Origin of the sequence: Clostridium vincentii (genome assembly GCF_002995745.1) — a bacterium.
Classification (GTDB): domain Bacteria; phylum Bacillota; class Clostridia; order Clostridiales; family Clostridiaceae; genus Clostridium; species Clostridium vincentii.
On the sequence record NZ_PVXQ01000061.1, the window covers coordinates 1 to 12828 of the forward strand.

Annotated in this window: 14 protein-coding genes and 1 pseudogene; 1 reads left to right on the forward strand and 14 read right to left on the reverse strand. The window is 29.7% G+C overall.

Going from position 1 to position 12828, the window contains the following annotated elements; all coding sequences use genetic code 11:
* Positions 1 to 124: 124 nt before the first annotated feature.
* Together CLVI_RS16340 and CLVI_RS16345 are read right to left on the reverse strand one after the other, a co-directional pair.
* Positions 125 to 700 (reverse strand): annotated as a pseudogene (locus CLVI_RS16340) (ABC transporter permease); the annotation flags it as partial.
* 14 nt (positions 701 to 714) lie between these two features.
* On the reverse strand, positions 715 to 1641 hold the full coding sequence (locus tag CLVI_RS16345) for an ABC transporter permease (RefSeq protein ID WP_106061204.1): 927 nt from the start codon (positions 1639 to 1641) through the stop codon (positions 715 to 717).
* A 249-nt stretch (positions 1642 to 1890) separates the two neighbouring features.
* Here CLVI_RS16345 and CLVI_RS16350 point away from each other — a divergent pair, with 249 nt between their 5' ends.
* Positions 1891 to 4506, forward strand: a complete 2616-nt coding sequence (locus CLVI_RS16350) for a calcium-translocating P-type ATPase, PMCA-type (RefSeq protein WP_106061206.1) — start codon at positions 1891 to 1893, stop codon at positions 4504 to 4506.
* A gap of 47 nt (positions 4507 to 4553) precedes the next feature.
* Here CLVI_RS16350 and htpG read toward each other — a convergent pair whose 3' ends face one another.
* The 12 genes from htpG to CLVI_RS17910 all read right to left on the reverse strand — a co-directional run.
* Positions 4554 to 6413 (reverse strand): molecular chaperone HtpG, encoded by a 1860-nt coding sequence (gene htpG / locus CLVI_RS16355; RefSeq protein ID WP_106061208.1) that lies wholly within the window; start codon positions 6411 to 6413, stop codon positions 4554 to 4556.
* 142 nt (positions 6414 to 6555) lie between these two features.
* Positions 6556 to 6936: an iron-sulfur cluster assembly scaffold protein gene (locus CLVI_RS16360; RefSeq protein WP_106061210.1), complete on the reverse strand. Its 381-nt coding sequence runs from the start codon at positions 6934 to 6936 to the stop codon at positions 6556 to 6558.
* Positions 6937 to 6959: 23 nt separating this feature from the next.
* Entirely contained in the window at positions 6960 to 7418 is a 459-nt protein-coding gene (locus CLVI_RS16365; protein WP_106061212.1) for a DUF134 domain-containing protein, read from the reverse strand.
* 204 nt (positions 7419 to 7622) lie between these two features.
* A complete protein-coding gene (locus CLVI_RS16370; RefSeq protein ID WP_106061214.1) occupies positions 7623 to 7961 on the reverse strand; it encodes a NifB/NifX family molybdenum-iron cluster-binding protein in 339 nt (112 codons plus the stop codon).
* The gene (locus CLVI_RS16375) at positions 7962 to 8351 is read right to left on the reverse strand and encodes a C-GCAxxG-C-C family protein (protein WP_106061216.1); all 390 of its coding nucleotides are present in this window, start codon (positions 8349 to 8351) and stop codon (positions 7962 to 7964) included.
* A gap of 34 nt (positions 8352 to 8385) precedes the next feature.
* Positions 8386 to 9234 carry an ATP-binding protein gene (locus CLVI_RS16380; RefSeq protein WP_106061218.1) on the reverse strand — a complete coding sequence of 283 codons (849 nt, stop codon included), beginning with the start codon at positions 9232 to 9234 and terminating at the stop codon, positions 8386 to 8388.
* Positions 9225 to 10055 (reverse strand): ATP-binding protein, encoded by an 831-nt coding sequence (locus CLVI_RS16385; RefSeq protein WP_106061220.1) that lies wholly within the window; start codon positions 10053 to 10055, stop codon positions 9225 to 9227. The genes CLVI_RS16380 and CLVI_RS16385 overlap by 10 nt, the downstream gene beginning before the upstream one ends.
* 18 nt (positions 10056 to 10073) lie before the next feature.
* Entirely contained in the window at positions 10074 to 10439 is a 366-nt protein-coding gene (locus CLVI_RS16390; protein ID WP_106061222.1) for a NifB/NifX family molybdenum-iron cluster-binding protein, read from the reverse strand.
* A 239-nt stretch (positions 10440 to 10678) separates the two neighbouring features.
* Complete coding sequence (locus CLVI_RS16395) at positions 10679 to 11269, reverse strand: hypothetical protein (RefSeq protein WP_106061224.1); 591 nt, start codon at positions 11267 to 11269, stop codon at positions 10679 to 10681.
* A 104-nt stretch (positions 11270 to 11373) separates the two neighbouring features.
* Positions 11374 to 12087, reverse strand: a complete 714-nt coding sequence (locus CLVI_RS16400; RefSeq protein WP_106061226.1) for a protein kinase family protein — start codon at positions 12085 to 12087, stop codon at positions 11374 to 11376.
* A gap of 38 nt (positions 12088 to 12125) precedes the next feature.
* Positions 12126 to 12329: a hypothetical protein gene (locus tag CLVI_RS16405; protein ID WP_106061228.1), complete on the reverse strand. Its 204-nt coding sequence runs from the start codon at positions 12327 to 12329 to the stop codon at positions 12126 to 12128.
* 300 nt (positions 12330 to 12629) lie between these two features.
* Positions 12630 to 12828, reverse strand: a 199-nt coding sequence (locus CLVI_RS17910) for a transposase domain-containing protein (protein WP_146127343.1), incomplete at its 5' end; no start/stop codon positions are given.

The window sequence follows — 12828 nt, forward strand, 5'->3', positions numbered from 1 at the left end:
GTGGATTAAAAGGATTTGGAGATATTAGTTACAATTAAGAGTAAAAATGCTTAAGGGAAGTTATAAATATATACTGTAAAATAATGGATAATAAAATAGTTGCCCACTTTTACTTGACTCAATCAATTCTAGCCATTCCTACCCAATATGAAATAGATAATGCTATTATTATATTTGTAACTCCACTTCCACCAGATTTGTTGGTAAAGAAAGCCATAAGCAATATTACATATATTATAGTAGGAATAGAATAAAGAACATCTACTATTCTCATCATTATATTATCTATTTTCCCACCAAAAAAGCCTGCTATTCCGCCATACAACACCCCGATTACAAGGTTTATGATAGCTGCTGCTATACCTATTATCAGAGAGTATCTAGCTCCATACATTACTCTAACTAATAAATCTCTTCCTAATGCATCTGTTCCAAATAAAAATTGTGAATTTGGTTTTATATTTGTGTTAGCTAGATTAGTTTCCTCATATCCATAGGGTGAAATTAAAGGAATAACTATTGCTAAAACAATGGCCAAAATTACTACAATTAAAGATATTAATGCTACCTTATTACTCTTAAGTCTTGTCCATGCCTCACTCCAATATCCAACACTTGGTCTTACAACTTGTTCAAACTTCTTATCTTCTGCCTTTAAAGGAGTAAATAAGTTCTTATCTAAGTCTATATATTTTTCCACTCTTTTCTCCTCCTTTAAATTTCTACATTATCTAGTTTTATCCTTGGATCAACTATTACATACATAATATCTACAATAATATTAGATACTACTATTAATGTACTATAGAATACCAAAACTCCAAGTAAAGCTGAATAATCTCGGTTGGTTACTGTTGATACAAACTCATTACCTAGTCCTGGTATAGCAAAAATACTCTCTACTATAAAACTACCAGTTAAAATACTAGCAATTAAAGGTCCTAAATATGTTATTACTGGTATTAATGAATTTCTTAACGCATGTTTTAAAATTACAGTCCTGCTATTTAGTCCTTTAGCTTTTGCTGTTCTAATATAATCTGATTTTAAAACATCCATTAGCTTACTTCTTGTAAGCCTAGTAATAAAAGCAGTTGAGCTTGCTGAAAGAGCTATAACTGGCATTATTAAATGCTTCCAGCTACCAAATCCCGTGGTTGGTAGTATACCTAATTTACTGGCAAATATATATATTAGTACTGCGCTTAATACAAAGCTTGGAATTGTTGTTCCCAAGGTTGCCATAAGCATAGATACTCTATCTGGCCATTTACCAGACTTGAGTGCCGAAACTACTCCGAGTCCTACTCCGAGCACTAAAGAAACTAATACTGCAGCTCCACCTAATATAGCCGATTTAGGAAATGAATACTTAATAGTATCCGTAACTTCTCTTCCTCTAAATTTCATTGATTCTCCTAGATCTCCCTTTAGAAGATTTTTCATATACATAACATATTGTTCTCCTAAAGGCTTATCAATTCCATATTTAGCCTCCAAATTAGCTTTTATTTCCGGCGTCATTTTATCTCCCTCGAAAGGACCTCCAGGCATTAACCTTACAAGAAAAAACGTTATAGTAACAACAGCCCATATTGTTATAATTCCTGCAAAAAGTCTTTTTAAAATATAACTTCCCAATTTCATCTCTCCTTTGTTCAATAATATAATATCTATCTATCCTATAATTATATATGGTTATACTCCTTTGTCAAATTAACTCGTATTTTGTTTAAGTCAAGCGAATTTGTCAAATCATCTCGTATTTTGGGTTGAGTCAAGTAAAAGGGATATCTGATTTTTAAAATTCAACTATTTCCCACGTATAGAACAGTTAAAAAAACAATATGCTAACTATATAGCAATTTTATATATAGAGGTGAACTTATTATGTGGTTTAAAAAAAGCCCCCAAGATGTAATAACAGAATTAATTGTTAACCCCTTAGAAGGGTTAACTACTGAAGAAGCAAATATTCGATTAGCTAGAGATGGAGAGAATAGGCTTGCTGGTAAAAAGAAAAAATCTCTAGCAGTGTTATTTTTTTCCCAAATAAATGATGCAATGATATATATCCTTATAGCTGCAGCTATAATTTCAGGTGTTATGGGAGAAATAAGTGATTCAATTGTAATTTTGATAGTTATACTTATCAATGCATTAATTGGATTAATTCAGGAATCTAAGGCAGAAAAAGCTCTTGAAGCTTTAAAACATCTTAGTACTCCTAAAGCATTGGTAAAAAGGGATGGTGTTATTACTGAAATTCCGTCTGAGCAGGTTGTTGTTGGAGATATTGCAATAATCGATGCTGGAAGATATATTCCTGCGGATTTAAGACTTATTGAAAGTGCTAACCTAAAAATTGAAGAGTCTGCTTTTACTGGTGAATCCCTTCCTGCAGAAAAGGATGCAAATTTAATTATTAATGAAGAAAAACCTCAAATTGGAGATTTGCGTAACATGGCATTTATGTCTACCCTATCTACCTATGGCCGAGGTACCGGAGTTGTTATTGCCACAGGTATGAATACTGAAATTGGTAAAATAGCTAAAATGCTAGATGAGGAGGGAGATGAGTCTACTCCACTTCAAAAGAAATTATCAGGGCTTGGTAAAAATCTAGGTTTTGCAGCTGTTATCATATGTACACTTATTTTTATAATAGGCATGTTTCAAGGACGCGATTGGCTGGAGTTATTATTAACTTCAATAAGTTTAGCAGTTGCAGCTATCCCTGAAGGGTTACCTGCCATAGTTGCTATAGTACTTGCCCTTGGTGTTCAAAGAATGATAAAACATAATGCTATAGTTAAAAAACTTCCTGCTGTTGAAACCTTAGGATCTGTTAGCATAATATGTTCCGATAAGACAGGAACATTAACTATAAATAGAATGACTGTGAAAAAATTCTTTGTAAATAACAAACTTAATGACTTAGATAATATTGATATAATTAATAATGAAAGTAAAATTCTTGTAGAAGGTATGATACTCTGTAGTGATGCTACTTCAACCGGAACATCTAAAACTGGTGACCCTACAGAAATAGCTCTACTGGATGTTGGTATTAAACTCAATATTTTAAAGGATTCTCTTAACGAGGAACATAATAGAGTTAATGAAGTTCCCTTTGATTCTGATAGAAAACTTATGACAACTGTTAATTCCTATGGTAATAGATATAATGTATTTACTAAAGGTGCCATAGATTCTTTGTTTACTATTTGTAATAGTATTTTAATAGATGGCATCATTGAGCCCTTAACAGAGGATGTGAAAACTTCTCTATTAAATTCAGCAAATTCTATGAGTAATGATGCACTACGTGTTTTAGCTTTAGCATATAAGGAAATTAAAGATGAAAATATTGCTATTGATCAGCTTGAGCATGGATTAATTTTTGTAGGATTAATGGGAATGATTGACCCACCTCGTCAAGAAGTAAAACCGTCTATTGATCTTTGTTTAAAAGCGGGTATTATTCCAGTTATGATAACTGGAGATCATAAGAATACAGCCTTTGCAATAGGTAAAGAACTAGGAATTGCAGATAATATATCTCAGTGTATGTCTGGATCAGAAATTGATGGTTATGAAGAAAAAGAATTTAATAAGATTGTAAATAACTATAAAATTTTTGCTAGAGTTTCTCCTGAGCACAAGGTGAAAATTGTTAAAGCCTTTAAATCTCATGGAAATATAGTTTCTATGACTGGTGATGGTGTAAATGATGCTCCATCTTTAAAGGTCTCTGATATTGGAGTTGCTATGGGAATTACAGGTACTGATGTGGCTAAAGGAGCTGCTGATATTATCTTAACTGATGATAATTTCACCACCATTGTTAATGCTATTGAGGAAGGACGAAATATTTATAACAACATCAAAAAATCAATAATATTTTTACTTTCTTGTAACCTAGGAGAAATATTAGCTCTATTCATAGCTATTTTATTAAATTGGGCAACTCCCCTGTTACCTATTCATATTCTATGGGTAAACTTAATTACAGATACCTTCCCAGCATTATCACTAGGTGTTGATCCAAGAGATGAATCAGTTATGGAGGAGCCTCCTAGAAATCCAAAGGAAACATTATTTTCTAGATCTATGGGTTTATACCTTATAGTTAATGGAACTCTAATTGGTGTCCTTACTCTTTTTGCCTTTAAATATGGTCAATATGTATACCCTGATTCTTTACGACATGCACAAACCATGGCTTTTGTTGTATTAAGTGTTTCACAACTTTTCTTTTCACTAAATATGAGAAGCACTAAAAAGTCTATATTTACCCTTGGGCTATTCACAAATAAATATTTAACTGCTTCAGTTGTTTTTGGTATAGCTATACAGCTTGTTATAATCTCAGTTCCATTTCTAGCAAATCTATTTAAAGTATACCCTTTAAGCCTTAGCGATTGGGGTTTTGTTATGATGTTTGCTATAGTTCCATTAGTAGTAAATGAGTTGCTAAAACTAGTTATAAGACATAAACAATAAATAATTAAAAGGCTGTGGGTAAACCCACAGCCTTTTTTCTTGAAGTCTTATAGAAGAACTTCCATCATTAACTCATTAGTTCTCTTAATAAATACATCAAGTTCCTCAGCATTTAATGCTTTATTACCAATTAAAGCTAAATCGACAACTTGATTACAAATTAATTGAACTTTTTCTTTATTTGCTTTATCACTACTTAATTCCATAAGTTTCTTAATTATAGGATTTTTATCATTTATAACAAGGCTTCTCTCTTCTGGGAAAGCCATACCCATCCCGCCTCCAAATTGAGCTTGCATTTCTGCCATTCTCCTTGATTCTTCAGAAACTAAAATAACAACTGAAGTCTTTTCATTTTTAAGGCTTTCAACTGAATAATTCTTCATCTTATCACCAATTACCTCTTTAAAGACTTGAATTATCTTATCCTTTTCTGTGTTATCTTCTTCTTTAACATCTTTATCCTTAAGCACATCAGCTATACCTGAATCTGCTCTGGTAAATTTCACTCCATTATCCTTATATTCTAAGAAGGAAATAAAATTATTATCAATAGGAGTATTTAGAATAATAGCATCGAGTTCATATTCCTTAAATAATTTAATGTACTGAGCCTGTTTTTCAAGGTCAGACACATAGAATACCTTATTTTCATGTTTTTCCTTTGCCTTTTCTAGATATTCCTTTAAAGTTACATTCTCTTCATTAATAGTTTTAAAGATTATAGACTCCTTAATTTTATCATAGAAGTTCTCATCCTTTAAGCAGCCATACTTAATGAATATTTGAATATCATCCCAAAATTCATTATATTTTTCTCTATCTAGATTAAATATTGAATTTAGCTTATCTGAAACCTTCTTAACAATATGTTTAGAAATTCTTGAAACATCCTTATCATTTTGAAGGAAACTTCTTGAAACATTTAGAGGAAGATCTGGACAATCGATAACTCCCTTTAATAGAAGTAAGAATTCAGGAATAACCTCTTTAATATTATTAGCTACAAAAACTTGATTATTAAATAGTTTAACCTCTCCCTCAACTAATTGAAATTCATCTTTAAGCTTAGGAAAGTAAAGTATACCCTTCAAATTAAAAGGATAATCTACATTTAAGTGTATCCAAAATAATGGATCTTGATAATCATTGAACACTTTTTTATAAAATGCCTTATACTCTTCATCAGTACATTCACTTGGCTTCTTTTGCCATAATGGATTTGTATCATTAATAGCTTCTGGAGCCTTTTCATCTTCTTTCTTTTCAGCATTTTCATCTTCTAAGAAAATTTCAACAGGCATAAAAGCACAATACTTAGCTATAATTTCACGAACCTTATATTGATCTAAGAATTCCTTGCTATCTTCATTTATATATAATGTAATCTTTGTTCCGCTTTCAGTCTTATCTCCCGCTTCTATTTCATATTCAGTACCACCTTCGCAAATCCATCTAACTGGTTTTGATTCTTCTTTATATGAAAGGGTATCTATTTGGACTCTATCAGCACCCATGAAAGCAGAATAAAATCCTAGTCCGAAATGACCTATGATATCATTTCCTTCTCCCATTTTATCCTTATACTTTTCTACGAACTCCTCTGCCCCTGAGAAAGCAATTTGTGTTATATATTTTTCTACCTCTTCTTCAGTCATACCTATTCCGTTATCAGTAAAGCTTAGAATCCCCTTTTCCTTATTAACAGAAACAACTATCTTAAAGTTTTTTTCTTCTGCACTTGTAATTTCCCCCATAGAACTAAGTCTCTTATACTTGTTAACAGCATCGCAGCCATTACTTATTAATTCTCTAACAAATATATCCTTATCAGAATATAACCATTTTTTTATAATTGGAAAAATATTTTCTGTATGAATTGATATATTACCTTTTTTATTACTCATATTAAATCACTCCCTAATTAGTAATTTTAGTAATTTTCTTATGAAATGTCAACCTTCTTTGACTATTAGTCAAAAGATAGAAAATTATAGTTAATATAATAAAAGCATCTAAACTAAATTAGATGCTTCTATTATTATAATTTTATATTTTTCTTTTATAATAATCCTCAATTGCATTTCTTAAAGCCGAAACTCCAAGATTAGAGCAATGCTTTTTATGTTCTGGTAATCCTCCCAGAGAATCTATTATAAATTCTTCTGTAATCTCCAAGGCTTCTTCTAATGTTTTTTTCTTAACAATTTCAGTTGTTATACTACTTGTAGCAACTGATGCTGGACATCCAAAAACTAAAAAGCTAATATCTTCTATTATATTATTTTCTACTTTTATATATATATTTAAAGAATCTCCACATCCTGGATCTCCCTTGGTTCCTACTCCATTTGGATTATTTATTACTCCCATATTTCTTGGGCACATAAAATGATCTATAACAACATCTGAATATTCTTCTATATTCATGCATTTCACTTCCTGTATTTCAATTATAAAGTATTAATATTTCTGTTATTACCTTTACACCAATTTTTACAAAACTGTTCTTTTTTACTACACATAACTTTTCCTGAACCGCAATTAGGACATGCTATTCTATCTTGTTCATAATTTATTTCATAAACAGTTCCACATTTTATACATTTAAACTTACAAAGCTTTGTAGTATAATTACCACCACTTATTTTTATTGCTTTACCCTCTGTTAACGCAGTAGCTATTTTTTTTCTTGCACTATCTATTATATTTTGAAATGTCGGTCTTGATATTTGCATCTTTTCAGCACATTCTTCTTGCTTTAAATCTTCAATATCTTTTAATCTCATTGCTTCAAGTTCTTCTACCTTTAAAATTATTTCTTCAATTTCACATTTTGGCTTTCCCCATGGTATAAAATAATTGTCCTCTGGGAAAAACTCTACTCTTCTGAATTTTATAGGTCTTGCCATTTGTATCCTCCTTGCATTCACTGCATAATTCTATTAATTAATATCTACATAACTTCTTCTTTAATGTACTTAATTTTTAGATTCATATTCCCTAAATGTATTATACTATTATATTTAGAACATTTGAACTGAATATGCAAGGATTCTTAACAAATAGTTTTAATTTTATATTAACTAAGGCATATCTTACTCGTTACAATGGTCTTAATGTTCATGTTCACTACATACACTACCAGTTGATTTTAATTCACCTTTTATAAATTGTTGAATAACATCATCACAAAAACCTTGTGCACCTACAACTACTTCTATTTGATTTTCTATAAATAAATTTTGAGCTGTTTCTCCCATTCCTCCTGCAATTATAACATTTGTACCTTTTTCTTTTAAGAATACAGGTAGAAATCCTGGTTTATGTCCTGGATTAGCTACAAATTCCTTTTTTAAAGATTGACCTTCTTCTACTTCATAAATTGTAAACCCTTCACAGTACCCAAAATGTCCACTTATATTTTTACCTTCACTTGCAATTGCTATTCTCATTTATATTTCCTCCTCATATTTTGTTTGACTATTATTTGTATATTCTTTTAAAATACCATAAGCATACTCTATGATTTCATCACAAGTTACACCTTTTCTCTTAAGTTCAATACATTCAATAGTTCCATATTTTTCTTTAACCTTAATTATTATTTCCTTTGTAAGTGTTCTTGAATTATTCTTTTCTTCACTTGTGTTTCTTCCTTTTAATGCTCCTACTGCCATAAGTGTTCCTGTAATTGCCCCACAAGTACTTCCTACAGTCATTCCTGAACCAAAAGGACTAGCAATTGATACCGGAATATTTAAACCTGAATCCTCATTAAATGCTTTAAGCACGGATTCTGCACAATTATAACCTTCTTTATGAAATTGTATTACTCTTGTCATTTGTTTCCTCCCCCTACTACCTGCAACTCATATACTAAACAATATGTTTTTTCATATTTTCCCACATGCTTTTAATAGACTTACAAGCTTCGCTATCTTCATAATATATAATAGGCTTTAATTCATTTATAGATTTCATTACGGTATCATCATATGGAATTTTACCTACTAAAATTAATTCTTTTTCTTTAATAAATTCTTCTATTTTATCACTCATATCTTCATTTATATCAAATTTATTAATGCAAACCATAGTAAATACTCCAAAATGTTCACATAATGTTACTACTCTAATTAAATCTTCAAGTCCAGATTTTGTAGGTTCTGTAACAACTAAAACAGCATCGCATCCAGTAATAGAAGCTATAACAGCACATCCAATTCCTGGAGAACCATCACTTATAATAAACTTTTCATCATGTCTAAATTTTTTACCGTTTTTTCTTAAATACATTATTAATTTTCCTGAACCATCGCTTCCTATTTCCATTTCTGCTCTTGAAAGTATACCTTTATCTAATTGAGTAATAAATGTATCTGCTGTTTTTTCATCTACTAAGGTTATAGCTTTTTCTGGACATACTAAAGCACAAGCACCACAACCCTCACATGAAAAAGAATTAATATTGAAATTTTCTATGGCATCAAATCTACATACGGTTTCACATTTGCCACATTTAACACAAAGAGTTTCATCTATAATAGCTTTTTTACCACCTGAAAATTCGTTTTTTTCAATATCATTTCCTTGATAAAACATATAAAAATTTGGAGCATCTACATCGCAATCTATTCTAACTACATCTTGTGCAAGTTCAGCTAATGCAGTTGCAATTGTAGTTTTACCGGTTCCACCTTTTCCACTTAAAACTACTAATTCCAATTTAGCACCTCCTTAACACTCTTGGATAATTCATCAAATAAGATTTTATGTTCTAAATCATCATATAATATGTCTCCATTAGAATATAATACTGCAGTCTTCCTATTGTATGGTATTGTTCCAATTAAGTTTATCTTTTCATCTCTGCAGTATTTTTTTATTATATTATCTTTACCATCATCCTTATTTATGATTATTCCAAAAGGTATATTATACATTTTCACAAGTTCTACAGCCATTTTTAAATCATGAAGTCCAAATGCTGAAGGTTCTGTAACAAGTATTGATCCATGAGCATACTTTAAAGCCGTTACTACATTACAAGATGTACCTGGAGGACAATCAATTAAATTAATATCTTTAGATAAATTTTTAAGAAGTTCACGTATAACTGGAACTGCCATAGGTTCACCTATATTTAATATTCCTCTACTACAATTTATATCTCTTACTTTTCCAAATTCAATATTACCAAGTTCTCTTTTCTTATAAGTTAATGCATCATATTCACATACAATTTCACATGCACCACAACCATGACACAATTTTTCAAAGAGCATTATATCTCCTTTAACTTTTGCAAGTGCATTAAATTGACACACACTTACGCATTTTCCACAGGAAGTACATTTATCATCATCTATAAAAGGATATTCAACCATAACTTGTTCTGTTTTTTCTATTTTAGGTTTCAAAAATATGAATCCATTTGGTTCTTCTACATCGCAATCAATATAATTTGACTTTAATGCAAGAGCAAGATTTGTTGAAACTGTAGTTTTTCCTGTTCCACCTTTCCCACTAAGAACTGCTATATTCATAGCATCTATTCCTCCAATCTATGCATTCATCCCATGATATGCAGCACCTGAATTTTTTATTTCTTTAAGTTCATTATTATTGTATTTATCTAAAACATCTTTTATTAATATGCTATCACATTTGTATGTTTTAATTTCTGCCTTTTCGATAATTTCAAAAGCATTAGGTCCAAGATTCCCAGTAATAATAACACCTATATTTTCATCTATAAGCTGGTTAGCAGCTGCAATACCTGCACCTCCACTTGCTAATGCTCCTTTGTTTTCTAAAATTTTAACTTCTTTATTTTCTGTATCATGAATTTGAAAATATTCACATCTTCCAAATTTCATATCTAATAAACTTTCATTATTGTTTCCATTTGATGAAATTGCTATTTTCATTAATAATCATCTCCTATAAATTATTGGCATTTGATAATTATTATATTACTCCTATTATGAGTTATTGTCAAATGCCAATAATAGAAATATTTAAGCGAAATTTTCTGTTTTTTAATTTCAATTCTTAAATTTATATTTTAACCAATCATATAAATATGTTTACTCAACAACCTATTAAAATACGAAAAAACCACAACAATATATAAGTATTGTTATGGTAGAAAAGAATTACAAGGGGACTACCCCAAATCAAGTTTTGTATTATTAATATCTTCATTAAATATATCATCTATAAATTTCTCAAAGTTTTCCCTTTGAGTATGTCTATTATCTTGATATATTTCTTTTGAAGTTACTATGCTATTTAAATTACTAGCATCTAATGAATCCATTTTTTGAAATTTATCTTTTTCATACAAATCTCTTAGAGTTTCACCTATTTCTAAAAGACTTTCGTAATGCATTCCATTTGAAAAACCTCTTATTCTAGAACTATCTGTACCGTTAGCAAAAAATAAAGATTTAGCAAGCCACCCTTCATCTGCCATTCCCATTCTTGTAGAATTTGTTAAAACAAAATTTAGATACTCTGTAAATTCACTGAATAGTCCTGAGTAAGTCTTTATTCCAACAATAGGATACCATAACCCTTTAATTTTTCCACTATTGGTTCCTGATGATCTAAAAAAAGATAACGTTACTCTTTCTATTCCATAGGTATACTCAATACTTACATCTATTAGACCAATCATTCTAAAAGGTTCACTAGAATACATATTTGCTCTGAAACTTTCATTGTATATTTTTAATATTCTAATTGAACTTGGCATAATATATACCTGCCTCTCGTGTACAATCTTTTTTCCTCTTTTTGTATAAATAAACCATGCGGTCGTAGATGCAAACTTTTTAATCGCATGGTTTATTTTTAAGATCAATTCATATTTTTAATTTTTTCAAGTTGCTTTTTTATTTCCTCAATATTATGATAACTCTCTTGTATACCCATGAGTTTTTTTAGAAAATTTTTTTCTTCTAAATTTAAATCTAGTTCTTCATACCAAGGTCTTTCTACTGAGTCAGTTTCTTCATAAGATGAATAGTACAAGTGGATTAAAAAATCACCTATAAACCAATAATCCATCTCTTTTACATATCTTTTATCATCAATAATTCTAGCCAAACCAAAATCAATTAAAGCTAGCTCTTTATTTTCTTTTAGTATTACATTAGGAAGTCTAATGTCTCTATGCACTATATTATTACTATGCAATACCTCTACTATTTCTAAAAGCTGGCTGCAAATTTTGTAAATTTCGTCTTTGCTAAATTTATACTCATCTTCAGCTAATAAATCTTCAAACACTTTTCCTTCTATATATTCTAATATATAGCCTTCTCTATATTTATCTTTAAATTTCGATATAAATTTGGGGAATTTAGTGTTATCTAAAGATTGTAATATCTGCTCCTCATAAAACAATTTTTTTCTAGTTTTTTTAAGCATATCTTTTTTTAATTGTTTTAGTATACATTTTTCATGGTTGTCATTTATAGCCAAATATACAATTCCATATCGTCCTTCCCCTATTATCTTAAGAATAGAGTATCCATTTACTATTTCTTTTATTTTATAATATTTATCCATAGTACTAATCTCTATTTGTAAATTTATATAACATATGATTATCGACTATAAGATTCGCTATATGGTCTACTATATGAGTTGTTTGAATTACTATATGAATTACTTGCGTTGCTCCTAGATTTACTTGAGTTACTCTTTGATTTGCTTGCATTACTATTTGATTTATTTGAATTACTTTTTGAACTATTAGTTACTTTATAATGGTTATACCCTTTATATGACTCATCTACATAAGAATTCATACAAAACCCTCCTATTATTTTTATATTTCATAATATAAGAAAGTTATATTATAGTTTATATTATGAATTAGGCCTACATTATGTTACTCAATTTGGCTATTTCAAGGGGAATTGAGCTTAGATGTCGTGTAAAACATTTAAATTATGGTTTTTTCTATCTTTTGCACTATTTAAAACCTAAAAAAATCATTAAGATATATCTTAATGATTTGAGCTTTATTTAAAAAGTTAATTATTTTTTGATAAAGATACGTAAGCGGTTAATAACTCGTCACGTTGACAGTCATTAACCGCTTATTTTCAATCCTTTTTATTTAAATAGCATTCAGCAGGAAGATTACTCCATGGAAATAGTGATTTAAATAAATCTGAATCATTTTTGAAATCCATATTAGGAATTTTCTCAAATAGAAAAGTTAAATATTTCATTGGGTTTAAACCATTTTCTTTGGCAGTTTCTACAATACTATAGATTGTTGCGCTTGCCTTCGCACCGCGA

What these genes read in the sequence shown, in the direction of transcription:
- CLVI_RS16370 (WP_106061214.1), bottom strand. Translation starts at nt 7,961, where the DNA reads ATGAGAATAGCAATTGCAAGTGAAGGTAAAAATATAAGTGGACATTTT.
- CLVI_RS16350 (WP_106061206.1), top strand. Translation starts at nt 1,891, where the DNA reads ATGTGGTTTAAAAAAAGCCCCCAAGATGTAATAACAGAATTAATTGTT.
- htpG (WP_106061208.1), bottom strand. Translation starts at nt 6,413, where the DNA reads ATGAGTAATAAAAAAGGTAATATATCAATTCATACAGAAAATATTTTT.
- CLVI_RS16400 (WP_106061226.1), bottom strand. Translation starts at nt 12,087, where the DNA reads ATGGATAAATATTATAAAATAAAAGAAATAGTAAATGGATACTCTATT.
- CLVI_RS16395 (WP_106061224.1), bottom strand. Translation starts at nt 11,269, where the DNA reads ATGCCAAGTTCAATTAGAATATTAAAAATATACAATGAAAGTTTCAGA.
- CLVI_RS16375 (WP_106061216.1), bottom strand. Translation starts at nt 8,351, where the DNA reads ATGACAAGAGTAATACAATTTCATAAAGAAGGTTATAATTGTGCAGAA.
- CLVI_RS16405 (WP_106061228.1), bottom strand. Translation starts at nt 12,329, where the DNA reads ATGAATTCTTATGTAGATGAGTCATATAAAGGGTATAACCATTATAAA.
- CLVI_RS16385 (WP_106061220.1), bottom strand. Translation starts at nt 10,055, where the DNA reads ATGAATATAGCAGTTCTTAGTGGGAAAGGTGGAACAGGAAAAACTACA.
- CLVI_RS16365 (WP_106061212.1), bottom strand. Translation starts at nt 7,418, where the DNA reads ATGGCAAGACCTATAAAATTCAGAAGAGTAGAGTTTTTCCCAGAGGAC.
- CLVI_RS16360 (WP_106061210.1), bottom strand. Translation starts at nt 6,936, where the DNA reads ATGAATATAGAAGAATATTCAGATGTTGTTATAGATCATTTTATGTGC.
- CLVI_RS16390 (WP_106061222.1), bottom strand. Translation starts at nt 10,439, where the DNA reads ATGAAAATAGCAATTTCATCAAATGGAAACAATAATGAAAGTTTATTA.